The 25,341-nt window shown below is 67.0% G+C and carries 20 protein-coding genes; 8 read left to right on the forward strand and 12 right to left on the reverse strand.

Going from position 1 to position 25,341, the window contains the following annotated elements:
• Window positions 1-62: 62 nt before the first annotated feature.
• From DFR40_RS02830 to hpaR, 12 genes are all read right to left on the reverse strand, one after another.
• Entirely contained in the window at window positions 63-1,967 is a 1,905-nt protein-coding gene (locus DFR40_RS02830) for an ABC transporter substrate-binding protein (protein ID WP_121456980.1), read from the reverse strand.
• A gap of 143 nt (window positions 1,968-2,110) precedes the next feature.
• Window positions 2,111-3,352, reverse strand: a complete 1,242-nt coding sequence (gene ubiM / locus DFR40_RS02835; protein WP_121456981.1) for a 5-demethoxyubiquinol-8 5-hydroxylase UbiM — start codon at window positions 3,350-3,352, stop codon at window positions 2,111-2,113.
• Between the two features lie 81 nt (window positions 3,353-3,433).
• A complete protein-coding gene (locus tag DFR40_RS02840) occupies window positions 3,434-3,808 on the reverse strand; it encodes a cupin domain-containing protein (protein ID WP_121456982.1) in 375 nt (124 codons plus the stop codon).
• Window positions 3,809-3,839: 31 nt separating this feature from the next.
• Window positions 3,840-5,213, reverse strand: a complete 1,374-nt coding sequence (gene pelG, locus DFR40_RS02845; protein WP_121456983.1) for an exopolysaccharide Pel transporter PelG — start codon at window positions 5,211-5,213, stop codon at window positions 3,840-3,842.
• Window positions 5,213-6,745 carry a GT4 family glycosyltransferase PelF gene (gene pelF / locus DFR40_RS02850; RefSeq protein WP_121456984.1) on the reverse strand — a complete coding sequence of 511 codons (1,533 nt, stop codon included), beginning with the start codon at window positions 6,743-6,745 and terminating at the stop codon, window positions 5,213-5,215. Before pelF ends, pelG begins: the two co-directional genes overlap by 1 nt.
• Window positions 6,742-7,746, reverse strand: a complete 1,005-nt coding sequence (locus DFR40_RS02855) for a tetratricopeptide repeat protein (protein ID WP_121456985.1) — start codon at window positions 7,744-7,746, stop codon at window positions 6,742-6,744. Before DFR40_RS02855 ends, pelF begins: the two co-directional genes overlap by 4 nt.
• Complete coding sequence (locus tag DFR40_RS02860; protein WP_121456986.1) at window positions 7,739-9,136, reverse strand: PelD GGDEF domain-containing protein; 1,398 nt, start codon at window positions 9,134-9,136, stop codon at window positions 7,739-7,741. Before DFR40_RS02860 ends, DFR40_RS02855 begins: the two co-directional genes overlap by 8 nt.
• Window positions 9,137-9,152: 16 nt before the next feature.
• On the reverse strand, window positions 9,153-9,704 hold the full coding sequence (locus DFR40_RS02865; RefSeq protein WP_121456987.1) for a penicillin-binding protein activator LpoB: 552 nt from the start codon (window positions 9,702-9,704) through the stop codon (window positions 9,153-9,155).
• 24 nt (window positions 9,705-9,728) lie between these two features.
• Window positions 9,729-13,544, reverse strand: a complete 3,816-nt coding sequence (locus tag DFR40_RS02870; RefSeq protein ID WP_211329713.1) for a tetratricopeptide repeat protein — start codon at window positions 13,542-13,544, stop codon at window positions 9,729-9,731.
• A complete protein-coding gene (locus DFR40_RS02875; protein ID WP_121456988.1) occupies window positions 13,504-16,272 on the reverse strand; it encodes a bifunctional glycoside hydrolase/polysaccharide deacetylase family protein in 2,769 nt (922 codons plus the stop codon). The genes DFR40_RS02870 and DFR40_RS02875 overlap by 41 nt, the downstream gene beginning before the upstream one ends.
• Window positions 16,273-16,391: 119 nt before the next feature.
• The gene (gene lplT / locus DFR40_RS02880) at window positions 16,392-17,654 is read right to left on the reverse strand and encodes a lysophospholipid transporter LplT (protein ID WP_121456989.1); all 1,263 of its coding nucleotides are present in this window, start codon (window positions 17,652-17,654) and stop codon (window positions 16,392-16,394) included.
• A gap of 150 nt (window positions 17,655-17,804) precedes the next feature.
• Window positions 17,805-18,293, reverse strand: coding sequence for a homoprotocatechuate degradation operon regulator HpaR (hpaR, locus tag DFR40_RS02885; protein WP_121456990.1), 489 nt, complete (start codon window positions 18,291-18,293; stop codon window positions 17,805-17,807).
• Window positions 18,294-18,450: 157 nt separating this feature from the next.
• On the opposite strand from hpaR, the gene hpaA reads away from it, so the two are divergent.
• The 8 genes from hpaA (at window position 18,451) to DFR40_RS02925 (ending at window position 25,330) form a co-directional block, all read left to right on the forward strand.
• A complete protein-coding gene (gene hpaA, locus DFR40_RS02890; RefSeq protein WP_211329714.1) occupies window positions 18,451-19,374 on the forward strand; it encodes a 4-hydroxyphenylacetate catabolism regulatory protein HpaA in 924 nt (307 codons plus the stop codon).
• A gap of 129 nt (window positions 19,375-19,503) precedes the next feature.
• Entirely contained in the window at window positions 19,504-19,767 is a 264-nt protein-coding gene (locus DFR40_RS02895) for a phenol hydroxylase subunit (RefSeq protein WP_121456991.1), read from the forward strand.
• Window positions 19,768-19,828: 61 nt separating this feature from the next.
• The gene (locus tag DFR40_RS02900) at window positions 19,829-20,821 is read left to right on the forward strand and encodes a ferritin family protein (RefSeq protein ID WP_121456992.1); all 993 of its coding nucleotides are present in this window, start codon (window positions 19,829-19,831) and stop codon (window positions 20,819-20,821) included.
• A gap of 10 nt (window positions 20,822-20,831) precedes the next feature.
• Window positions 20,832-21,101, forward strand: a complete 270-nt coding sequence (locus DFR40_RS02905) for an MmoB/DmpM family protein (protein ID WP_121456993.1) — start codon at window positions 20,832-20,834, stop codon at window positions 21,099-21,101.
• A 25-nt stretch (window positions 21,102-21,126) separates the two neighbouring features.
• Entirely contained in the window at window positions 21,127-22,671 is a 1,545-nt protein-coding gene (locus DFR40_RS02910; protein WP_121456994.1) for a YHS domain-containing protein, read from the forward strand.
• Window positions 22,672-22,681: 10 nt separating this feature from the next.
• On the forward strand, window positions 22,682-23,044 hold the full coding sequence (locus tag DFR40_RS02915) for a phenol hydroxylase subunit P4 (RefSeq protein WP_121456995.1): 363 nt from the start codon (window positions 22,682-22,684) through the stop codon (window positions 23,042-23,044).
• Between the two features lie 63 nt (window positions 23,045-23,107).
• Window positions 23,108-24,163 (forward strand): NADH:ubiquinone reductase (Na(+)-transporting) subunit F, encoded by a 1,056-nt coding sequence (locus DFR40_RS02920; RefSeq protein ID WP_121456996.1) that lies wholly within the window; start codon window positions 23,108-23,110, stop codon window positions 24,161-24,163.
• 144 nt (window positions 24,164-24,307) lie between these two features.
• On the forward strand, window positions 24,308-25,330 hold the full coding sequence (locus DFR40_RS02925; protein WP_121456997.1) for a TRAP transporter substrate-binding protein: 1,023 nt from the start codon (window positions 24,308-24,310) through the stop codon (window positions 25,328-25,330).
• Window positions 25,331-25,341: the final 11 nt, after the last annotated feature.

Here is a 25,341-nt window from a genome sequence, read left to right on the forward strand (position 1 = left end):
CAACCGCCGTTTTTGCCCGAATTTGACGGTCGACCGTCAAATTCGGGCAATTTTGCGGCGCCTCAGGCTTTGGCCAGGCGGATTTCGAGGGTGAAGGTGCTGCCCTGGCCGGGCTGGCTGCTGACGCCGATTTCGCCTTGCATCATCTGCGCCAGCCGCTGGCTGATCGCCAGGCCGAGGCCGGTGCCGCCGTAGTTGCGGGTGACCGACGAGTCGCCCTGTTCGAAGGCGGTGAACAGCCGCGGCCGGTCGGCGTCGGCGATGCCGATGCCGGTGTCGCTGACTTCGGCGCGCAGGCGGATCGCGTCGGGGCTGTCGGCGGCGAGCGCGAAGCGCAGCGCGACGCTGCCGGCAGCGGTGAACTTGATCGCGTTGCCGGTCAGGTTGAGCAGGATCTGGCCGAGCCGCATCGGGTCGCCCCGCAGCGGCAGCGCGGCGAGTTCCGGGGGCAGTGCGACGCTCAGCGCCAGGCCCTTGGCGTCGGCTTTCGGGCGGGTCAGCGCGAGCAGGTCGGCGACCACCGCATCGAGCGCGAAGGGGACGCTTTCCAGCGTCAGCTGCTCTGCTTCGATGCGCGAGATGTCGAGTACGTCGTTGATGATCAGCAGGAGCTTGTCGGCGGCCTGGCCGACCTTGTCGAGCTGGTCGATCTGCTTGGGGTCGGTGGCCCGCCGCCGGGCCAGCTGGGTCAGGCCCATGATGCCGTGCATCGGCGTGCGCAGTTCATGGCTCATGTTGGCGAGAAAGGCGCTCTTGGCGCGATTGGCGGCTTCGGCGGCGTCCTTGGCGATCGACAGCGCCTCGGTGCGGGCGCGGACCATGTCTTCGAGATGGTCGCGCTGGGCGACCACGTCCTGGCGCAGCGCGTCGACCTGGGCCAGGTTGTCGTGGCTTTCGCTCAGGGCGCGGGCCAGCCGCCGGTTGATCCGGTGGATGTAGAGGGCGACCGCGGTGACGCCGGCGAGCAGGGCGAGGGCGATGTACAGCCGGGTCAGGTCGCGGCCGGCGTCGGCGTCGTAGAGGAAGCCGTCGAGCGGGTAGTCGGCGGGCAGCAGGCCGAGCCCGGCGTAGGTGTCGGCGATGTGGCGCCAGCGCCCGGGGTTCATGTAGCCGACCTCGATCAGGTCGGTGCGCAGCAGCGCCGCCATGCGCTGGGCTTCGTGCAGGTAGAAGTCGCGCGGATGGCGCGTCGAGTAGCGGGCGACGATCAGGTCGGCGATTTCTTCGGGATGCTGCATCGCGTACTGCCAGCCGCGCAGGCTGGCTTCGCGGAAGGCGCGGGCGCGTTGCGGGTGCTCGGCGATCTCGCGTTCGGTGGTGAACAGGTTGTCGCCGTAGAAGTCGATGCCGCCGGTGCGCGGCGTGAGCACCTGGTAGGCGAAGCCGGCGCGGTCGAGGTAGTAGGGCTCGTTGCTGACGTAGGCCGACATCGCGTCGACGCGGCCGGCGACCAGGTCGTCGATGTTCTGGCTGTGCGGGAGCAGGCGCAGGTCGTCGGCGGCGAGGCCTTCCTGCTTGAGGTAGGCGATCAGCTCGTCGGATTGCGGTTCGATCATGAAGCGCTTGCCGAACAGGTCGTGGATACCTTGCGTGCCCTTGCTCGCCTTGTCCTCGCGGGCAATGATGACGAGCGGCGAATGCTGGAAGACGACGGCGAGCACGACCACCGGCTGGCCGGTCTTGCGGGCGAGCAGCAGGCTGCTGGTGCCGACGCCGTACTGTGCCTCGCCGCTGACCACCGCGGCGATCGGATCGACGCCGGGACTGGCTTCGCGCAGTTCGACCTCGAGCCCGGCGTCGCGGTAGTAGCCCTGTTCAAGCGCCGCGTAGTAGCCGGCGAACTGGAAGGCGTGCGTCCATTTCAGCTGCAGGGTTACCTTTTCCTGCGCCGAGGCGATGCCGGCCGGCAGGCAGAGCGCGAACAGCAAGGGGAGCAGGCAGCGACGAAGAATGGATTGGCCGGGCATCGGAACAGGCACACAGGGAGGGCGTGCTGTCGATTTTACTCAGCGGCGGGGGCTGCGGCCCGTCTTGTCAGGAAACGTCAGGATTCGGTGTTGCTTTTCTGGCGTGGCGGGGATGCCGGGGGCGGCATCCCCGTTGGCCTGGCTTACGGCTGGCGGGGCAGGAAGGGCAGCCGCGGCAGCAGCTGGCGCAGGCTCGGCCGGCCGTCGCCGGTGAGCTGGCGGGTGACGGCGGCGCGGATCGGCGGCAGCAGGTTGGTCAGGCCGACGACGGCTTCGCGCAGCAGCCGGGCCGGCTGGCGGTCGTCGGTGAACAGCTTGACGACGATGTTGGTGCCGAGATAGATCGGCAGCGTCGTCCGCTCGTGCTCGCGGGCGTAGGCGGCGAGCGCCCGGCTGTCGCCGAGGTCGCGGCCGGCCTGGCGGGCGGCGGCGAGTTCGCGGGCGAGGACTTCGACGCCGTAGAGGCCGAAGTTGTAGCCGTGGGCGGTGACCGGGTGCATGCCGACGGCCGAGTCGCCGACCAGGACGAAGCGCGTGGACCAGAAGCGCTGGGCATAGACGGCGACCAGCGGGTAGGCGTGGCGGCTGCCCGCCTGCTGCATGCGGCCGAGGCGGTGGCCGAAGGCTTCCGAGACGGCGGCGGTGAAATCGGCATCGCTCATCGCCATCAGGTCGCCGGCCTTGTCGCTGGTGATCGTCCATACTGCCGACGACTGCTTGCCGGACATCGGCAGCATGGCCAGCGTGTGGCCGTGCAGGAAGCATTCGTGGGCGGTGCCGTCATGGGCGATGTCGTGCGCCATCCGGCAGACGATCGCGGTACGGCCGAAATCGAGCGAGCGGGCGCCGATGCCGGCCATCCGGCGGACGCTGGAAAAGCGGCTGTCGGCGGCGACGACCAGCGGCGCCGAGAAGCGGCGGCCGTCGGCGAGGCTGACGGTGGCTTCGCGGTCGTTGCGGGCGAGCGCGGTGACGCGGGCGTCGCCGCTCAGCGTGATCATCTCGCCGCGTGCCATGGCGCCGGCGTAGCAGGCTTCGCGGATGCGGTGGTTGGGGACCAGCCAGCCGAGCTGCTCGTGGCCGTCCTCGTTGCCGTCGAACATCAGGTGGCGCGGCGATTCGCCGTTGGTCACCTGGGCCCGGTAGAGCGGTGCGATCTCGTCGGCCGGCAGGCGCGCCCACAGGCCGAGCTGGGTCATGATGCGGCGGGCGCGATGCGTCATCGCGATGTCGCGGCCGTCTTCCGGCGGCTGCACGAGATCGTCGGCCGGGTTCTGTTCGAGCACGTGGCTGCGGATGCCGGCGTCGGCCAGCGCGCAGGCCAGGGCCAGGCCGGCCGGGCCGGCGCCGACGATGATTACGTCCGTATTGCTGGATTCGCTCACTGGGTGGCTCCTTGTATGAGGTGGTGCGGCGGGCGCGCCGGGCTCGAAACCGGGAAGTATCTTTGACCCGGTCGCCAGCCGTCAATCGTTGTCGCCAAGCAATTCGGTGTCGGCATGGTCGTAGGCCGGCGAACAGCAGCACAGCAGCTTGAGCGGCGCCTCGCCGACGGCCTCGATGCAGTGCGGCGTGCCCGGGGGAATGCAGACGGTGTCGCCGGGGCCGACCGTGAACCGGTCGTCGCCGAGCGTCATCCGGCCGCTGCCGGCGGTGATGTGGTAGAGCTCCTCGGTCAGCCGGTGGCGGTGGCGCTCGGTCCGGCAACCGGGCTGGATGGTTGCTTCGGCCAGGCTTTGCGCGCGGTTGCCGTGCACCGCCGGGTGCATCAGCTCGCGGATTTCCGAGCCATCCTTGGTGATGTAGGGGACGACGGCGGCGTGCGCCTGCAGCTTGATCATCGCGATTCCGGTAGCGGGTTGCGGGGCGGCTTCACTGTAGCATGAAGGTTTCGTACTCGAGCCGGTTGAGCTGGCGGGTGAGCAGGACCAGGCCGGTGCACAGCGTGATCAGGACCGACAGCGTGAAGCCGTAGCCGTAGAGCGCGGCGCCGAAGGCCAGCGTGAGGGCGGTCAGGAGCACGTTGAGGACGACGAACTCGAGGCACAGGAAGAGCACGATGCGGCGCTGGTCGAGGTAGAAGAAGACGTTGAGGATGGCCATCAGGCCGACCTGCAGGCCGGCGCCGATGACCTGGACGTGGAGCAGCGGCAGGTACAGCTCGGAGATGCCGAGGGCGCGCAGCAGCGCCGGGCCGGCGACGAAAGTGACGAGTACCGCCAGCGTCTGGATCTTGGCGATCTCGCCGAGGCCCTGCTGGATCGAATAGACCATCTCGTCGCGCATGCTCTCGATGTACTCGAGCGAGCCGCCGTCGCGGACGGCGTCGTAGAACTTGTCGTAGTACTCGACGAAGTCGGTCTCGATGCGCACCAGGAAAACCGCCATTCCGGGGATGATCGACAGGTAGGAGAGGAAGACCGGCAGGTCGTAGATCAGCGAGGCCCGCAGGTGGCCGATGATCGGGTCGGAGGTCGGCGGGAAATACCAGAACATGAACTTGTCGACCCAGATCGCCAGGTTGTAGAGGAAGCCGATGGCGATCAGGCTCGGGTAGAACAGCTTGAAGTCGGCGAAATCGAAGCGGATCAGCTGCTGCTCGAGGCTGAACTCGCGCACCGTCAGCACCCACATCCCGGCCAGCAGCACGAAGTTGCCGAAGACGAAGCCGCCGAGCAGGCCTTCGAGGCCGTAGGCGCGCAGCCACAGGGCGCTGATCACGATCAGCGCGTAGGCCAGCGCGAACAGGCCGACGATTGCCTTGTAGCGCTTCATCCCGGAGAGCAGGATGGTGAGCACCCAGACGCCGCACATCAGCACGAAGCCGGCCAGCATCAGCAGGCGATACACCAGGCCCTGGCCGGGCAGCAGCAGGAACAGGCAGAGCGTGCCGACGAGGCCGGCGCCGCCGACGACGATCAGCATCAGGCCGTGCAGGTTGGGCAGGATCACGTCCTTCTTCTTCTCGAACAGGCGGTCGGAAACGAAGCGGGTGAAGGCGAGCTGGACCAGGCCGGTGAGGATCAGGCTGCTGGCGACCAGGTAGGTGACCGAGGTCTGGAACTGGGTGACCAGGAAACTGGGGACGACGACGCTGGCACTGAACAGGCCGATCAGCAGGATGCCGACGATCGAGAAGACCCACGGGCCGGAACCGATGATGCCGGCGTAGGCGTAGGCCTCGATCAGGCCGACCAGGGTGTTCTTGCGCAGCAGGCGGCGCAGTTCGAATCCGATGCCGGCCATCAGTGCGCTCCGTCGGGGCGGGCGAAGGCGCCTTCGTAGACCTGGCGGTAGCTGCCGAACATCAGGTCGTCGGTGTAGTAGCGCTCGACCCGGCGGATGCCGGCTTCGCTCGCCGCCTGCCAGGCCTGCGTGTCGCCGAGCAGTTCGAGGGCGGCATCGGCGAGGCCCTGCGGGTCGGCGATCTTGACGACGCGACCGGAGATGCCGAGGGCGCGGTCAGCGTCGTCGAGTCCCTCGATCAGCTGGCGGCAGGAGCCGACGTCGGTGGAGACGGTCGGCACGCCGGCCGCGTAGCCTTCGAGGATGACCAGCGGCAGCGCCTCGCTGATCGACGAGAGGATGGTCAGGCCGATCTTCGGCAGCAGCGCCTCGACCTTCTGGAAGCCGAGGAAGCGGACGTGGTTTTCCAGGCCGAGGCTGCGCACCAGGTCGTGGCATTCCTGCGCGTAGGCCTGGTCTTCGTCTTCCGGGCCGGCGATCCAGCCTTCGGCGTCGGGCATCCGGTTGACTACCCGGCGCATCGCCCGGATGAAGGTCTTGATGTCCTTGATCGGCACGACCCGGCCGATCAGGCACAGCACCGGCGGCGGCGTGGCCGGGCGCAGCGCGCGCAGCGGCGCGAAGCGGGCGAGGCTGATGCCGTTGGGGATGTTGCGCGTGCGTTCGGCGGCGGCGCCGTCGGCGACCTGGCGCAGGCGGTTGCTCTCGTAGAGGGCGATGATCGGGTCGGCGGCGTCGTAGCAGAAGCGGCCGAGCCATTCGAAGAAGCCCATCCACATCTTGCGGAAGTAGGAGAGTTCGGTCGGGTCGCGCTGGAAGACGTTGCGGTTGTCGCGGATCCACTCACTCTTGAACAGGTCGATCTTGCGTTCCTTGGTGTAGATGCCGTGCTCGGAAAGGACCAGCGGCAGGCCGCGCGACTGGTGCAGCAGGGCGCCGAGGAAGCCGGCGTAGCCGGTCGAGACCGAATGCAGGATGCGCACCGGGATCAGGTTGCGGGCGATGTGCGCCAGCGTCCACAGCGGCTGGTGCATGATGCGCACGGTCCAGAAATAGTCGACGAAGGACGGGTCCGAGCAGTAGCGCCGGTAGTGGTCGCAGATGATTTCCCAGGCGGCTTCGCTGTGCAGGAAGTCTTCCAGCGTCAGGCGGCCGCCCGGCAGCATCTCGCGGGCGATCTCGCGGAAGGCGGCGAGCGCCTCGGCCGGCGCCGAGCCGTGCAGCAGCTTGTCGTGCATGGCCGCCGACAGCCGGAAGGCCTGGGCGTCGCCGGCGCGCGCCGCCGGCTCGAAGACGGTGTCGATCGCGTCGTAGAGGAAATACTCCTCGAAATGGACGACATTGGCCGGCAGTTCGTACTTGGGCTGGTCGTAGTCCTCGCGGCGGCTGCCGAGGAAGACGATGGCGAAACGGTATTCGGGGTAGGCGCGGATGATCTGGTTGACCCAGCTCGAGACGCCGCCGCTGACGTAGGGGAAGGTGCCCTCGAGCAGCAGCGCGATGTCGGCCTGGTCGGCGGTCGGGAAGGTCATCGGGCGTTGGTCCAGTAGTCGATCACCGGGCGCAGGCGCGGCAGCGAGGCCCAGTTCGCGAGTTCGTTCATGAGGCGGGCGGTGGTCGCGAAATCGCGTCGCGCGAAGCCGAGTTCGGCCTGGTAGGGCAGCACCCGGGTCGCCGGCAGGCCGAGTTCGAGGGCCCGGCGGTAGGCGCGGTCGGCGCCGTCGAGGTCGCCGGTTTCGTGCAGCAGTCTGCCCAGGCGCAGTTGCAGCGCGGCGTTGTCGGGCGCCGCGGCGAGCACGATCTGGCAGTAGCGGCGCGATTCGGCGATGGCGTAGTCGCGCAGGTCGCCTTGCGCCAGCTCCTGGTAGACGAGTTCCCAGTAGAGGTCGGAGAGGCGCTGGGTGACGTCGAGGCGGGCGCGGCTGTCGCCGGCCGGCAGTTCGGCGAGCGCCTTCAGTTCCTCGTCGATGGCGCGGTTGATGCGTTTTTCCTGGTTGTCGAGCATGCCGTAGGCGAGCAGCCGGATGTCTTCGCTCGGGTCGCTCAGGACATCGCGCAGGAGCGGCGTCGAGACTCGGCCGGAGACGTACTGGAGGGCGGTCATCGCGCCGATGCGGGCGTTGATCGGGACGGCGCTGTTGCCGAGGAAGGAGCGCAGCCCGGATTGGCGGAAGCCGGCTTGCGGCCGCTGGTGCGGATCGAAGGCCGGCAGCTGCAGCGATTCGAAGGCCGGCCGGGCTTGCGGCGAGCGATAGACGCGGAGCAGCAGGGTGCCGACGGCAACGCCGACGAAACCGGCGATGGGCACGCCGTAGCAGCAGGCAGCCATCAGCAGCAACAGCCGCAGGCGCTGGCGCGGCGGGCCGGCGGGCAGCAGCGCGGCGGTGGCGGCGGCGAGCAGCAGGCTGGCGCCGAGGTGCACGAGCAGGTACCAGGCCAGGCGCTGGTCGGCGCCGCCGTCGATCAGGAGGACGCCGCTCCAGGCGCCGATCTCGAGCAGCAGCGCGGAGAGGCCGAGCTTGAGGCTAGCCATCGGCCAGCTCCTGGATGCGCTTGAGCACGCTCAGCGGGGCGTCGGCCTGCAGCGGCAGGATGTGCGGGAAGACGCCGAGTTCGGCGAGGCTGCCGGCGGACTTCTGCTTCGCCCAAGCTTCCAGGCGGGCCAGGTAGCCTTCGGCGGTGGAGGCATCGCCGAGCGGCATCATCGTCGCCAGGACCATTTTTTCCGGGCCGGCACACAGCCAGTGCTCGTCGAGGGCGCGCTTCATCCGCATCAGCTGGACCGGCAGGTCGGCATCGACGGCGCGCGGCAGCAGTTCGAGGGCGACGACGATGCTGCCGATGCCGGTGCTGCGCCGCAGGTGCCACAGGCGCTGCGCCTCGAAGGCGAATTCCGGCGGGCAGGTCGGCAGCTCGCGGCAGACCGGTTCGGCCAGCGCATGTACGGCGAGGCCGTCGGTGTAGTAGCCGAGCAGCAGGTTGATGGTCTGCAGGGTTTCGTCCTGGAGCGAGAAGAATGGCAGCTCTTCGACGGTCAACAGGCCGTAAACGTCATTATTCAGGTTGATCAGCGGGGCCGCGATCAGGTAGCGGGTCTGCGCCTGCTGCTCGGCCTGGACCTGGGTGATGTGGCAGAGCGCCTGGCTGCGCAGTGCCTGTTCGATCATCGGGTCGTCGGCGACCAGGGCGCCGGTGCTGCCGATGCTGGCCAGCGGCTGGCCGCTGACCTGTTCGTCGACGACGCGGTAGAGGCTGGCGCTTTCCAGCTGGCAGTACTGGGCCAGCAGGCGCAGCAGGGTCTGCGCGCCGTGGGCGTCGTCGCGGTTGTTGCCGAGGCCGCGCAAGGTCAGCAGCGCGTCGCGCATCGACATCGGGCGGCTGATCAGGTCCTGCTCGAGGCGGTCGTGCGAGAGGCGGAGCAGGTAGTACTGGCGGGTCAGGTGCTCGAGCCGCTGGTCGAGGTAGATCTGCACCGTCTCGGCCCGGCGGGTGCGGGCCAGCCACAGGCTGGAGAACTCGCCGACGAGCATGACCAGGATCAGCCCACCGAGGAAGTACAGCTTGGGGAAGGCGTCGTAGTGGCCGACGTTGAGCAGCAGCCAGGCGCCGAGCAGGATGCCGGCGCCGCCAAGCCCGGCCAGCGGGCCGTAGCGCAGGGCGAGGATGATCGGCGCGAACCAGCTCCACGGGAAGCTGGCATTGACGCAGAGCGGATCGCCCGGATTGAGCAGGAAACCGAGGCCGACGGTGAGCAGCGGCAGGAGCAGGATCTCGGCGCCGGCGGCGACCGGGCTGACGCTGGTCGAGGTCAGCTTGCCGAGCGCGGTGCCGGTCAGCGAGGCTTCGTCGCGCGCCGGCTGCGCCGGGTCGAGCGCGCCGCCCTGGTCGTGGCGGAAGCCGCCGGAGAATGGCCCGGAGGTCATGCCTGGCGATCCGGCTTCAGCGGGCGCCGGCGAGGCCGGTCGACAGCAGGTCGCGGATCAGCTGCTGGGCCACCGCCGAGAGTGCCTCGCGGCTCCACCCGGTCTTGCCGCCGGTGCCGCTCCACAGCGTGTCGCCGCTGGCGACGTCGATGATCTGCAGGGTGACGCCGGCGGCCGGCTCGCCGTCGACGCCGACCTTGTAGCGCCATTCGTCGACGGCACCGGTCAGCGCGTAGCGGGCACCCTGCTGGCGGGCCCAGGCGAGGGCGTCTTCCTGCAGCTTCTGCTCGCTGCCCTCGAACAGCGCGTCCTGCTGGCTGGCCAGCGGGTAGCGCTTGACCCGGCTGAGGCCCTTGGTGCGCAGCAGGGCTTCGGCGATCGATTCGGCGCGCTGGCCGGCGAGCGGCGTCTCGGTGTGGTTGGCAAACGGCAGGACCACCCAGGCGGCCTGGGGTTCGAGCGTCGGCGCGCTGCCGCGGTCGATGGTCGAGCAGGCGGCGAGGAGCACGGCGAGGCTGCCGATGAACAGGGTGCGCAGGCTGCGCAGGCGAGAGTGGCGATGGGTCATGGTCGTTCCCCGTTGGGTTGAAGGTCAGTAATGAAGTCGGTAGGTGAGCCGCATGTCGCGGACCGGTGCGTTGGTCTGGGTGCCGGCCTTGCCGTAGCCTAGGCTGAAGGCCAGGTGGTCGGCGCCGAGCAGGCTGCCGGCGAGGCCGAGGCGGAGGTCGTAGCCGCTGCCGAGTTCGCTGTGCCAGGTGCGGGCGATGCTGGCGAACGGGCGCGTGGCGCGGGTGTATTCGCGTTCGTGGCGGACGTCGGTGGACAGGCGGATGCCGTAGAAGCTGAAATCGTCGGGCAGGTAGTAGTCGGCGGCCGGCGGCTGGTTGTCGCCGGGCGAGACGAAATCGGCCGGGAACAGCCGGGCGATGCGGGCGTCGCGGGCGCTGAAACCGCTGAAGTCGTCGACCCGGCTGAAGTCGTGTTTCGACCAGAAGGCGCTGAATTCGAGGTCGCGGGCTTCCTGGCGATAGGTGTGGGCGTAGGTCAGCGCGGTCTGGCGACCGCTGCCGACGCGGGCGCCGCTCTGCAGCTGGTAGCGTTCCTGGCTGTGCTCGAGCAGCAACTGGTCCATCCGCGTCGGGCGGTAGCGCAGGCTGACGAAGGCCCGGTCCTTCATGCCGGCGACCCGTAGCGGCTGGCTTTCCTGGCTGGGCAGGTCGCTGCCCAGGCCGATGCGCAGCGACAGGCGGTCGTCGATGCGCTGCTCGTGTTCGATCGCGAGCGGCGTGTAGGCGGCGAAGCTCTCCCGCCGGTCGATGCGGAAAACCGTCTCGCCGTCGGCATGGCGCCAGTTCAGGCGGGTGCTGAGCAGGGTTTCGTCGGGAACGGCACGCATCACTTCCGGCTTCTTGACCTCGCGCTGGATGCGCCCCCAGTCGATGTCGAGCGCCAGCCGCGGATTGATTGCCAGGTGCCAGCTGGCGCTGCCCTCGCGTTCCTCGATCGAGTCGAGGTCGGTGCTGGCCAGCGCGACGCCGCCGTGGTTGCTGAAGGCAAGCAGGGTTTCGGTGAGCTGCAGGTGGGTCGGGTTGTCGTCGGTCTGGTCGGTCTGCGCCTCGAAGCCGGCGCTTTGCGCCAGGCGCAGGTCGTCGACGGCGCGCGCCGCGTTGACGCGGTCGTAGCGGGGCAGGCGCTCGTCGAACGTTGCCAGCAGTTGGCCGATCGCCGGTGTGTCGCGCTCGGCCAGGGCGACGGTGATCTCGGCCCAGAGCGGTCGGTTGGCGCGGTTGCTGCGGGTCCTGGCGTACTGGTGATGAAGGAAGGCGCGCTCGGCGCTGTACTCGGCGTGGTCCTGCAGCCAGCCGATCGCGGTTTCGGCGGCGGCGTTGGAAAAGCTGTCGCGGTCGCTGCGGTCGAGGCGCAGCAGTTCGCCCAGGACCTCGCGCGCCGGGTCGCCCGGGCGCTGGGTCAGCATCAGCCGGGTGCGGGCGATGCGCCGGGCTTCGTCGAGGCCTTCCTCGGTCAGCCAGCGCTGGCGCGCCTGGCGCAGGCCGTCGTTGCCCCGGCTGCGCTGCCATTCCTCGGAGAGCAGCAGGCGGCGCAGGCGCCAGGCGAGCTCCGACTGCTGGTTCTGGTCGAGGGCATCGGCGTAGTTCATCATCCACAGCAGGTCGTCGCGGTGGGCGGCGGCGCGCGGTGTCAGGTAGCGCTGCAGCGCGACCTGGGGCAGCGACAGCGCCTGGTAGCTGGAAGCCAGTGCGTCGTGCAGCGCCGGGTTGCGCGCCCAGCTGCGTTCGTGCGTGGCCAGCAGCTTGCGCAGCGAGGCCGCGTCGTTGCCGTCGATGAACAGCCAGAGCAGTGCCTGTTGCAGGTCGGCGGCATCGGGGGCCAGGCGCAGGCCGGCTTCGAAATTGCGACGGGCGAGCGCGAACTGGCCGATGTTCTGCTGGTAGGTGCCGGCCAGGCGCAGGAAGATCGGCTGCGTCTGCAGCGGCTTCAGCGCGTGGCGGCTGGCGTCGGGCGCGGTGTCGATCCGCGCCAGCAACTGGCCGATTTCCGGCCAGCGGTTGCGGGCGCTGTACAGCGTCATCGCCTGGATCAGGTAGCGCGGCTCGTCGAACTTGTCCCAGGCATGCGCCGACACGCGTGCCGCCTCGAGCGGCGCGGCGAGCTGGAGCAGGCGGATCAGGGCGTCGTAATCGCCGGCCTCGGCCTTGTCGGCGTCGACCAGGCGGCGGAAGGCGTCGATCGCCTGGGCGTCGCGCTGGTGCAGTTCGGCGAGCTGGCCGTGCAGGCGCCAGTATTCGATTTCTTCCTCGCTGGCGGTGCCGGCGCGTTCCCGGGCGCGCTCCAGCCAGGCCAGGCTTTCGCTGCGCTGGCCGCGGATCAGCAGCATCACCGCGACGCGCAGGGCGCGTGCCGGCGTCAGCTGGGCCGGGTCGGCGAACAGCCGCTCCCAGGCGGCCAGCGCGACCTCGGTGTCGCCGGCGCGCTCGGCCAGTTCGGCGAGCAGTTCGATGATTTCCGGCTTCGGCTGGCGCTGGCTGAGGCCCTGCAGGTAGGCGATGGCCGGCGCCGGCGTGCCCAGCCGCTCGTAGGCCGCGACCAGTTCGCGGATCAGGCGCAGGTCGGCCGGCTGGCGACCGATCTGGTATTGCAGTGCGGGAATCAGCGCGGCATCGTCGAACAGCGACGGCGCCAGGCGCAGCACCGCCTGCCAGGCTTCGTCGCCGTGCCCGGCGTGGGCCAGCTTGACCCAGTTGGCGAGCGCCACCTGCGGCCGCGCCGTCCACTCCGAGACGCGCGCCAGCCGTTCGCGCCAGGCCGCGTCCTCGGGGACCTGGCGGACCGCCGAGTCGGCGACCTGCCAGGCATCCTCGAGCTTGCGATTCTCGAGGAAGACCTCGTAGCCGAGGGTGTAGATGCGGTCGTCGAAGGCGATCCCGGGGCCGCGCGCGGTGCCGGCCGACGATGCATTGCGGAAGCTGCCTTCGCCCCAGGCGCGGGCGATTTCGAGGGCGCGCCATTGCTGCATCAGGGCCTGCTTGAGCAGCCGCCGGACGTAGCGGTCGGCGATGTCGGGACGGCCGGCGGCACGGGCCAGCCGGGTCATCAGCAGCAGGGTTTCCTGGTCGTCGGCAAGGGGGCCGATCTCGCGTTCGCCGGTTTCGATCGCCTGCTGCAGCAGGTTGCCGGATTGCAGCGTGCGCAGCGCCGAATGGAAATGTCGGCGGGCCAGCGCGGGGTCGGCAGTGCTGGCGCGGGCCAGCAGGTAGAGTTCGGCGCTGCCCTGGTAGTCGCCGTTGGCCAGCGACTTGCCGGCGGCGCGTTCGTACAGCCGGGCAGCCGCAGCCGGATTGTCGAGGCGCTGGCCGATGGCCTTGAACAGCCCGGCGCCGACGGTCGGCTGGCCGAGCTGGTAGGCCTTGCTGGCCAGTTCGATCTGCTGCTCGACGGCCAGGGGCATCGCGGCGAGCGCCTGCAGTTGCGCCAGCAGGCGGTTGCGCATCGCCTCGCGCGCCGGTCCGGCCGGCAGGAAGCGGTATTCGCGTTCATTCAGTTCCCATTCGACCCAGTGCGCTTCCTGGCGCACCGCCGCATCGCTGGTGGCGAGCGCCGGTTGCAGCGTCGCCCGGGCTTCCGCGGGCTTGCCCATCTCCGCCTGGCGGCGGGCGAGCAGCAGCCGCAGCCTGGGGTTTTCCGGGTCGCTGCGCAGCAGGTTGGCGAGGTAGGCGGCCGACAGCTCGGTGTCGGGCATTTCGGTCAGCCGCCGCTCGAGGTCGGTGCGCGGATAGAGCAGGAACAGCGCCAGGCCGACGATCGCCGCGAGCAGGACGATCAGCCAGAGCGGTGCGAGCAGCGGGCGTTCAGCGGGCCGGGCAGAGGAGCTGGATCTGTGCGGCAGCATGGGCGAGGCGGAATTCCTGGACGGCGGTGTCGCCGTGGCGGACGCTACGGTGCGGGGCGAGGCTGCGGCCGTCGGCGCGCACCTGGCAGGCCTGGCTGTCGGCCAGGCTGAATTCGATCGGTACATGCCCCTTGAGGGCGAAGCCGAGCCCGCCCGGGCCGTTCTGGTGGCCGGCGATGCGGGCGTTGGCGTCGTACAGGCGGGGCGTCCTGGCGGCGTCGGCGGCGACGGCAAAGCGGGCGCTGGCGCCGGTGAGGTGGATGTAGCTGCCTTCCGGTCCGGGGTTGTGGCCGATCACGCCCTGCGCATCGGCCAGGCGGGGCGGCGCGCCGTTCCAGCGCAGCGTGCGCAGTTCGCCGTTGCCGCGGAACAGCCAGCCGTGCTGGTCGCGGGCGATGGCGATGGCGTGGAAATCCTGGACCTTGCGGATGAATTCCGAGGCGAAGACCGGATGCAGGGCCTGCGTCCTGGTCCAGGCAAAGGCCTTGTGCACGGCGGTGAGGCCGGCGCGCTTGCTGGCCGAATAGGTGTGGTAGTAGATGTCGACCGGCTTCAGGCGACGCGGCGAGCCGGTCATCTCGAAGGATTCGATGACCCGCTCGTAGCCGTAGTAGGGGCCGCGCCACAGGTTGGTGTAGATGTTCTCGTTGGTGATCGGGGCATAGACCTGCAGGTGGCCGTCCTTCTCGATGCCGTGCGCACCGACCGCGGTCAGGCTCGGGTTGTTGCGGGTGATCGAGGTGTCGCCGCCGTTGAGGTTGAGGTAGCCGGCATTTTCGACGACGCGCAGGGCTTCGGCGTCGGGCGCGGTGTCGCCCGACCAGAGCAGGATGCTGACCGGCTTTCCGGGGGGCGCCAGGCGTTCGCGGATGTAGTCGATCGAGCCAATGATTTCGCGCACCGGATCGTAGCGGTAGTTGGGAACGTCGAGCTGGTAGATGCCTTCCTCGCGATTGCGGTTCTTGCTCAGTCCGCTGACGTTGCGGTCCCAGATGAAGGGGTGGGCGTAGGTGTGGCTGGCGATCTCGACGTGCGGCAGGCGGAAGATGCGGCGGGCGATGTCCTCGAGCGCCGGGCTCAGTTTCGGGAACAGTCCGTGCGGCGCGGTCTCGGCTTCGATCACCGAGATCGTCATCGGCGTCTTGTAGCGTTCGACGATCTCGGTGAGCAGGACTTCGGCGGCGAGCGGGCTGCCCGGCAGCTCGGCGAGCGAGGGAAAGCCGTCGCCATCGACATGCGAGAAGAAGAGGCGGCGGCCGTTCTCGGTGGTGACGTCGGGCACCGGGATCTCCGGCAGGCGCAGGCTGGCCTTGAGGAAGGCGAAGGGATCGATGACCCAGCGCGCCTGGTCGGAGCCGGGAATCTCGACCAGGGCGAAGGGGTCGAGGATGAAGCCGCCCCAGGGCAGCAGCGCGCCGGCGAGGTATTCCTGGCGGTCGGCGGCGCGCACGGTCAACAGCGGATTTCCGGCATTTTCCGTGGCCATGAACAGCGGCAGGTCGCTGCGGTTGGGCAGCGGCGGCGCTTCGAAACCGAGCATCGGATGCTGGCGGGCGACGCTCAGCGGCAGGCGGATGTTGTCGCCGGCGAGGCGCAGGCCGAGGCGGGCGGCAAAGGCGCGATCGAGCTGGAAGCCCGGGTCGCCGATGATCGCCAGCGGCAGCTGCCGCTCGAGGATGCCGGCCAGCCAGCGCGCCAGCGGCCGATGGCGGGCCGGCGCGATGCCGCCCGAGAACCAGGTGACGATGCCGGCGTAGCGGTCGGGCAGGATGCCTGCCGGCAGTTCCCGGGCGACGTCGGCGTACTCGGCGATGTAGCCGAGGTGGTTGAGCGGCATCTGCAGGAAGCGGTGGGCGTTGGTGTAGTTGAGTGCCGGCGATTCGCTGCTGTCGTAGACCAGCAGCACCCGGCGCGGCATCACTTCGATGCTGCCGATGCCGATTCGTTCGAGGGCGCCGTCGCTGACCCAGGGAATGAAGCCGAGTGCGGCGATGCGTGCGGCCGTGTCGCGGGTCAGCGCGCGGTCGTGCGGCGCCACGTAGTCGATGGCGAGGATGTCGAGGCCGTCGCGCTGGCGGATCGTCTGCAACTGGCCGAGCAGCCATTCGCGGTCACCGGCGGGGATTTCGCGGTAGCGCCCGCTGCCGGCGTCCCAGCCGCGGAAGAGCGATTCGGCGGCAACCATGCGGATCTTGTCGCGCACCGCCGGAACGATCTCGAAGCCGCGGTTGAGGATCAACTGGATGCCGGGAAAGCGTCGGTGCAGCGTCTCGATGACCCGGATCAGGCCCTGCTGCTGGGCGGCTTCGTCGAACTGGCGGGCGAGGCGGTAGGAATCGAGGGTGTCGAGGAAGAAGCCGCGATAACCCTTTTCCCACAGCGGCGCGACGACCTTTTCGGCGAAGAAGGCCGGCCACGCGGCCGGCGTCTGGTCGATCACCTCGGAGCCCCAGTCGCGGTTGCGGGCCATTTTCCAGGCCGCCGGGATGTCCTTGTAGTAGCTGCGGCTGGCCTGCACCTCGGCCACCGAAACGTAGGCGTAGAGTTCGCCGCCGACCTGGCGGAAGGCGCGCGGATCGTGTCCGTGGCCGGCTTCGACGACGACGATGTCGAAGTTGCGGAACTCCTGCAGCGGAATCGCCTGGCCGTAGTACAGGGCGACGCTGGGGGCGGCCTGGACCAGGGCGGCGCTGCAGAGGAAGAGGAAAAACGCGAGTAGGCGGTGCAAAACGTGGGTTGGCTGGGGCCGCAATCGAACGACTATAAAAGCTGGAGACGCTTCTGCCAAGCCGTTTCGTGTGTGTTTTTGTGTTGCCGGGTTAACAAACCCGCACACTGGCGCCGCAATCAGTGCGCCGTGTCGTCGAGGTGGGCGACGTCGTCGCGGTCGCGCTGGTTGGCCAGATGACGTTCGCGGATCAGGTACATGATGCCGCTGACGAACAGGCCGAACAGCGTCAGTACCCAGTAGATCGACAGGTCGGCGCGGATCATCGCGTAGTAGAGGCCGGTCATCACCAGGATCGACAGGTTCTCGTTGAAGTTCTGCACGGCGATCGAATGGCCGGCGCCCATCAGGATGTGGCCGCGATGCTGGAGCAGCGCGTTCATCGGCACGACGAAGAAGCCGGACAGGCCGCCGATCAGGATCAGCAGCGGTACCGCCAGCCACATGTCGTGCACGAAGTTCATGATCAGCACGATGATGCCCATGGCGATGCCGAGCGGAATCACCCGCACCGACTTGCGCAGCGTCACGAACTTGGCGGCGACGATCGCGCCGCCGGCGACGCCGAAGGCGACGACGCCCTGGAGCATCGACGATTTCGACAGGTCGAGGCCGAGGGCGACCTCGGACCACTTGATGACGATGAATTGCAGCGTCGCGCCGGCGCCCCAGAACAGCGTCGTCACGGCCAGCGAGATCTGGCCGAGGCGGTCGCGCCAGAGCAGTTCGACGCAGTGCTTGAATTCGTGCAGCAGGTAGAAGGGGTTCTTCTTCAGCGGCTTGTGATCGACGCCGGTATCGGGAACGTAGAGGTTGAAGATGGCGGCGATCAGGTAGAGCAGGGCGACGATGCCGATGGCCATCTCGCCCGGCGTGTCGATGCCGGTGTCGATCACCGGGAAGTCGAAGGCAAGCAGGTGGCCGGAGACGGCCGGCTGGATCAGCGTGCCGCCGATGACCACGCCGAGGATGATGGCGCCGACGGTGAGGCCCTCGATCCAGCCGTTGGCGACGACCAGCAGACGGTGCGGCAGGTATTCGGTGAGGATGCCGTACTTGGCCGGCGAGTAGGCGGCGGCGCCGAGGCCGACGACGGCGTAGGCAGCGAGCGGATGGACGTGGAGGAACATCAGGCCGCAGCCGAAGATCTTGATGCTGTTGCTGATCAGCATGACCCGGCCCTTGGCCATCGAATCGGCGAAGGCGCCGACGAAGGCGGCGAGGACGACGTAGGAGAGGGTGAAGCAGGTCTTGAGCAGCGGTTCGTATTCGGCCGGCGCCTGCATGTCACGCAGCGCCGCGATGGCGGCGATGAGCAGGGCGTTGTCGGCCAGCGCGGAAAAAAACTGCGCGGCCATGATGATGTAGAAGCCGAACGGCACGAAGCTTGTCTCTCTCGGTCGTATGTTTATTACTTTGGGCGTGGTTTATACCACGGATTGCCATTGGCCCGTAACGCCCGAGTGTGGCGTGCCGACTTTACCGGGGGATGACAGGCGCAGGCCCGACGAGGTCGCGACAGGCGGGCCTTTTCAGGGCGGATTCTTGCCGCTCCAGTCCTTCTTGGGCGGCAGCCTGACCTGGGCGATCGGTCCGCGCTCGGCGGCGATGACCTTGTCCATCAGTTCGTAGAGTTCCTGGATCAGTTCGGCACCGAAGGCATTCTCGATGATCCGGTACTGTTCGACGATCAGCGGGCCGAGTTCGGCGACCAGCCTTTCGGCCTTCGGGGTCATGCGCACGATCACCCGGCGCTGGTCCTCTTCCATGCGCGTCCTCGTCACCAGGTGCATGTCTTCCATGCGCGAGAGGACGCCGGTCAGGCTGGGGCTGAGGATCTGGCAGATCTCGCAGATCTCGCGCGGCTCGAGTTGCTCGTGTTCGCCGATGGCGCGCAGGATGCGCCACTGTTGTTCGGTCAGCCCGAAATGGCCGATGATCGGGCGGAAATGGCAGAGCAGTTCTTCCCGGGCTCGCAGGAAAAGCTGGGGCAGGTTGCGATAGGCAAGTTTGCGAGTCATGGTCGGTGATCCGGCGTCAGTGTCGAGTAATGTCAAAGTCGGTATTTAATGGTTAATATATTAACAAAATGCCGACTGACTCCGGAAGATTTTGCAACCGGTTGGTGGTGATGGCCGTCTGCTCCTGTTGGAGTACTCTTCGAGCTTCCTTCTTTCCATGAGCAACATCCTGACAATGGCAGTGCAGGCGATACCCGATATCCACATCGGCCGGGTCTATGATCAGCGGGACCCGGAGTGCGAGATCCACTACGAAACCTTCAGCCGCCTGGCCGACTTCTTCGGTCGCAACACGCCGCCGCACCGGCATTATTCGTTCTTCCAGGTGCACCTGCTGACCAGCGGCAGCATCCGCCTCAACCTCGACGGCAGGATGTACTACGGCGCGGCGCCCCTGGTCATCTTCACGCCGCCGACGGTGCCGCATTCCTTCTATTCGGAAGCCGATACCGACGGCCATGTGCTGACCCTGCGCCAGGAGGTGGTGCGCCGCTGGTACAAGGCGATGCCCGGGCAATGGCCGGAGAACCTGCTGCGCGAACCGGTCTGCCTCGAACTCGGCGGTTTGGCGGGGGCCGCCGCCGACGATCTTGCCGCGCTGCTGGCACTGGTCGATCTGCTGCAGAAGGAATATGCCGGCGAGGCCCGCGGTCATCAGGCCTTGCTGCTGGCGCTGGGCGAGGGCATCTTCATCCAGCTCGGCCGCCTGCTGCTGGCGGGCGGGCCGGCCGGCGGGCAGCGCGTCGAGCGCTCCGAGGATCTGCGCGTCTTCCTCAATTTCTGCGACCTGGTCGAATCGCATTTCCGCGACCACCTGACCCTGGGGGAATACGCCCAGCGCTTGTCGGTGACCGAGGCGCGCCTCAACGACATTTGCCGCCGGATGGCCGGTCGACCGTCGAAGGAACTGGTGCACGAGCGACTGTTGCAGGAAGCGCGTCGTCTGCTCCGCTATTCGGCGGTCCCGGTCACCGAGATCTGCTATCAGCTCGGTTTCGCCGATCCGGCCTATTTTTCGCGCTTCTTCGCCAAGCGCACCGGCGTGCCGCCGAGCCAGTACCGGCGCGAGGGGCAGGGGTGATTCCCGGGCTTGCGTTACGAAAAGTACAAGTCATTTCCCCAAATGTCCATTAATTAATATCTTAGTAAAAGTTCTAATCTCCCTCACCAGAGAGCTGCGGCAACGCAGTCGACAAGCGAGGAGAGAGACATGGCGACAGCCAACTTCGATATCACGCGCAAGTTCGTGCGCGTCATGCGCACCCGGCCGAACGGCCTGATCGAGTTCGAGTTCGCGGTTGGCGACCCCGACGTTGCCGTCGAGCTGGTCATGCCGCAGGCGGCTTTCGACGAGTTCTGCGCCGCCAATCACGTCGAGCGCGTCAGTGCCGGGACGGCTCCCTTCGATGCCGACGCCGCCGACGCCGACTTCCACTGGAACCTGCACCAGGCGACGCACCAGCGTTTCCGCTGACGGTTTTTGGCCTTTGCGGACGGTCGACCGTCCGTTTCGACGATTTTTCAGGAGACAAGACATGGCAATCGATTTGAGGACGGTCAGCATCACCCCGCTGCGCCAGACCTTCGGCCACCTGGCCCGGCGCATGGGCGCGGACAAGCCCGCCTCGCGCTACATGGAAGCGACGATGGACCTGCAGCCGGTCGAGAACTACCACTATCGCCCGACCTGGGAGCCGCAGTACGAGATCTTCGACACCCGCCGCACCGCGATCACGATGAAGGACTGGTACGCGCTCAAGGATCCGCGCCAGTACTACTACGGCGCCTGGACGCTGGCGCGCGGCAAGATGCAGGAAGTCGCCGAGGGCGATTTCGACCTGGTCGACGAACTCGGCCTGGCCGCCGCCTATCCGGCCGCCGGCAAGGAGCAGGCGCTCAAGGTCTTCCTGCCGCTGCGCCATGTCGCCTGGGCCTCGAACCTGAACAAGGCTTTCGTGTCGTCCTACGGCTACGGCATCGCCATTTCGCAGGCCACCTGCTACGCCTCGATGGACCAGCTCGGCGTCGCCCAGTACGTCAGCCGCCTCGGCCTCGCCTGCAACGACCTCGACGCGCTGGCCGCGGCCAAGACGGCCTGGCTGGAAGGCGCCGAGTGGCAGGAGCTGCGCCGCTACGTCGAGGACCTGATGGTCGAGAAGGACTGGTTCGAAGTCCTCGTCGCCCAGGACTTCGCCCTCGAGGGCCTGCTCTATCCGCTGATCTACGAGCGCTTCAACGAAAAGCTCAACGCCGACTACAGCCCGGTGTTCTCGATGCTGACGCGCTTCCAGCGCGAATGGTTCGGCGAGACCAGCAAGTGGCTGGATGCCGTGCTCAAGGCCACCGCTGCCGACAACCCGGAAAACAAGGCGCAGCTCGCCGCCTGGATCGGCAAGTGGCGCGAGCGCGCCCTGGTCGCCCTCAAGCCGGTGGCCGTGCTCGCCTTCGGCGACGAAGCCGAGGCCATCCTCGGCGAGCTGGCCGACAACCTGAATGCCCGCGCCGCCAAGGCCGGCATCGCCCTGTAAAGGAAATCGCATGTCCAACGCCTTCATCGCCTTCCAGAAGAACGAAGAATCCCGCTGCATCGTCGAAGCCATCCTCGAGGACAACCCGAACGCCATGGTCGACGACCAGCCGTCGATGGTGAAGATCGACGTGCCCAACCGCCTGGTCATCAAGCGCGAGACCGTCGAGGAAAAGATGGGTCGCAGCTTCGACCTGCAGGAACTGCAGTTGCACCTGATCACCATCTCCGGTCACCTCGACGAGACCGACGACGAATTCACCCTGAGCTGGAATTCCTGATTCCGGCCGCCAAGGAGAGAACACCATGGATATGAAAGTCGCCAAGAAGCTCGGCCTCAAGGAGCGCTACACCCTGATGACCCGCGATCTCGCGTGGGACACGACCTACCAGCCGATGGACAAGGTTTTCCCGCAGACCGCCTACGAGGGCATCAAGATCCACGACTGGGACAAGTGGGAAGATCCCTTCCGCCTGACCATGGACGCCTACTGGAAGTACCAGGCCGAGAAGGAGCGCAAGCTGTACGCCATCCTCGATGGCTTCAACCAGAACAACGGCCACCTGTCGGTCACCGATGCGCGCTACATGAACGTGCTCAAGCTCTTCCTCGGCTCGACGCCGCCGCTGGAGCTGATGGCCGCGCGCGGCTTCTCGATGATGGGCCGCCACATGCAGGGCGCTGGTCCGCGCGTCGCCTGCCAGATGCAGGCGGTCGACGAGTACCGTCACTTCCAGACGCAGATCCACTCGATCTCGAACTACAACAAGTACTACAACGGGATGGACGAGTTCGCCCACCAGCAATCCCGCATGTGGTACCTGTCGGACGGCAAGTCCTTCTTCGACGACGCGATCACCGCCGGCCCGTTCGAATTCATGGTCGCCATCGGCTTCGCCTTCGAATACGTGCTGACCAACATCCTGTTCGTGCCGTTCATCTCCGGTGCCGCCTACAACGGCGACATGGCGGCGATGACCGTCGGCTTCTCGGCGCAGTCCGACGAAGCGCGTCACATGACGCTCGGCCTCGAATGCATCAAGTTCATGCTCGAGCAGGACCCGGACAACCTGCCCATCGTCCAGCGCTGGATCGACAAATGGACTTGGCGCGGCACGCGCAAGCTCGCTTCGGTCGGCATGATGATGGATTACATGCTGCCCAAGCGCATCATGAGCTTCAAGGAAGCCTGGGAAATGTACGTCGAGGAAAACGGCGGCGCGCTGTTCAAGGACCTCGCCCGCTACGGCATCACCATTCCGAAGTGCTTCGGCCAGACCATCGAGGAAAAGGAACACGTCACCCACCAGTCGTGGATCGGTTTCTACATGAAGCCGCAGGCGACGCCCTTCCACACCTGGATCCCGACGCCGGACGAAATGGACTGGCTGTCCGAGAAGTACCCCAACACCTTCGACAAGTACTACCGTCCGGTGCTCGAGTACCTCGATGCCCAGGAAAAGGCCGGCAACCGCTTCGACAACAAGACCGCGCCGATGAACTGCCAGGTCTGCGTCAGCACCATCAAGTTCAACGAACCGGGCGACCCGATGGAGATGTGTTTCCGCGAGTCGACCTATCAGGGAGAGAAATTCCACTTCTGCTCCGATCATTGCCAGGAAATCTTCGACAACGAGCCGGAGAAGTACATCCAGACCTTCATCTCCTCGCACCAGGTGCTGCAGGGCAACTGCGAGCCGGACGGCACCGACGTCAATGCCGCCGACTTCAAGCCGGGCCAGAACATGCTCGACTACTGGAAGCTCGACAAGCGCGCGCTTGGCGACTTCAACGGTTCCGAGGACCAGAAGAACTTTGCCGCCTGGCGCGAACAGGCCACCAAGAACTGAGGAGACAGCCATGAGCCACCTGAAAACCCTGGCCCCGTACGAGGTCAAGTCGCGCGACGCGGTCGAGAACTACAAGGGCAAGCAGTTGCTGTACATCAACTGGGAACGTCACCGCATGTTCTCGCGTCCCTTCGTGCTGGCGCTGCCGCCGGAAACCCCGTTCTCGGTGATCGTCGACCAGTACATGACCGACTGCTTCAGCTACCACCCGGACTGGAAACAGATCGACTGGAACACGGTCGTCTGGCAGAACGGCAACACGCCGTTCACGCCGGATCGCAACAAGAGCCTCAAGGAAAACGGCATCGGCCACAAGGACCTGATCCGCTTCCGCACGCCGGGCCTCGATGGCATCGCCGGTACCGGCTACTAACAACAAGCAGGGCACCGCGCCGGCAGGCGCGGTAGCCCGCATTGACCCCGCGGAGACAAGAACATGAGCTATGAACTGAGCATCGAGCCGCTCGGCCGGACCATCGAGGTCGAAGACGGCCAGACCATCCTCGACGCCGCGCTGCGCGCCGGCATCTACCTGCCGCATGCCTGCGGCCAGGGCTACTGCGCCACCTGCAAGGTTTGCATCACCGACGGCGAAGTCGACCACCAGAACTCCTCCAGCTTCGCGCTGATGGACTACGAGCGCGAAGAGGGCAAGGCGCTGGCCTGCTGCGCCACGCTCGAAGCCGACACCGCGATCGAAGTCGAGATGGAAATCGACGAAGACGCGCGCGACATTCCGGTCAAGGACTTCCCGGGCGTGGTCAGCCGCATCGAGAACCTGACGCCGACCATCAAGGGCATCTGGCTCAAGCTCGACGAGGCGCTCGATTTTCAGGCCGGCCAGTACGTCAATTTCAACCTGCCGAACGATCTGGGCCACCGCGCCTTTTCGCTCGCCAATTCGCCGTCGACCGGTGACGAGATCGAACTGAACATCCGCATCGTCCCCGGCGGCGTCGGCACGACCTGGATCCACAACGAACTCAAGGTCGGCGACCGGATCACCGTCTCCGGCCCCTACGGCCGCTTCTTCGTGCACAAGTCGGCCAAGGTGCCGTCCCTGTTCATGGCCGGCGGCTCCGGCCTGTCCAGCCCACGTTCGATGATTCTCGATCTGCTGGAAGAGGGCAGCGAACTGCCGATCACGCTGGTCTACGGCGCGCGCAACCAGGGCGAGCTCTACTACCACCAGGAATTCCTCGACCTGGCCGCGAAACGTCCCAATTTCACCTATGTCCCGGCCCTTAACGACGAGCCGGCCGACAGCGGCTGGAGCGGCTTCCGCGGCTTCGTCCACGACGCCGCCAAGGCGCATTTCGACAACGACTTCCGCGGCCACAAGGCCTACCTGTGCGGGCCGCCGGTGATGATCGAAGCCTGCATCACCACCCTGATGCAGGGCCGCCTGTTCGAGCGCGACATCTACACCGAGAAGTTCTTCTCGGCCGCCGACGCCCAGCAGATCCGCAGCCCGCTGTTCAAGCGCGTCTGAGGCCGTGCCGGGCGCGAACGTGCCCGGCAATAATCACAACGATAAATGCGTTGCACCTGTTGACTCACTAACATAGTAGTGATTTAATTTGATCACTAACATGTTAATAAACGTGGCACGACCACACTGAAGAGGAGATGTCGAATGAACTACCGTCACATTGCTGCCGCTGGCGTGTTTGCTGCAGTCGCTCTGTCTGCGCAGGCTCAGGAAGTCACCTTCAAGATCGCGCACTTCCTGCCTTCGGCCGCGCCGACCCAGCAGAAGGTGTTGCAACCCTGGTGCGATGAAATGGGCAAGCTTTCCAACAATCGCATCAAGTGCCAGTTCTATCCGGCCATGCAGCTCGGTGGTACGCCGGCCCAGCTGGCCGACCAGGTCAAGAACGGCGTGGCCGACGTGGTGTGGACCGGTCCGGGCTATTCCGCCGGTCGTTTCCCGGCGATCGAGGCATTCGAGCTGCCGTTCATGGTCAAGGATGCGAGTTCGAGCTCGAAGGCGCTGTGGAAGTACTACCAGCAGCACGCCCAGCAGGAATTCGCCGCCTACAAGGTGCTTGCCTTCCATACCGACGGCGGCCAGGCCGTGCATACCTCGAAGCGCGAAGTGGCCGGCCTGACCGGTTTCTCGGGTCTCAAGCTGCGCACCTCGACCCGCGTTGGCGCCAAGACCCTGGCCGCGCTCGGCGGGCAGCCGGTGGCCATGCCGCCGGCCCAGGTGACCGAAGCGATCGCCAAGGGCGTGGTCGATGGTTCGCTTGGTGCCTGGGAGCTGGTCTATCCGACCAAGCTGTCCGAGGTCACGAAGTTCCATGCTCAGCCGGCCGAGGGCGTCGCCTACCCGACCGCCACCGTGCTCACCGTGCTGATGAACAAGCAGAAGTACGAGTCGCTGCCGGCCGATCTCAAGGCGATCGTCGACAAGACCACGGGTGAAGTCATGGTCGGCAAGTTCGGTGCGATGTTCGACGAGGTCGCTGCCGATACCAAGAAGCGCATCGCCGCCCAGGGCAACAAGATCACCACCTTCAGCGCGACCCAGGTCGAGGCGATGAAGCGTGCCACCGACTCGGTCGATGAGGAGTGGGCAAAGCAGGTCGGTGAAAAGGGGCTGGACGGCCACAAGCTGATCGCTGCCGCCCGCGAACTCACGGCAACCGGCAAGTAACGGCATTTCAG

It is taken from the genome of Azonexus fungiphilus (genome assembly GCF_003634965.1).
Classification (GTDB): domain Bacteria; phylum Pseudomonadota; class Gammaproteobacteria; order Burkholderiales; family Rhodocyclaceae; genus Azonexus; species Azonexus fungiphilus.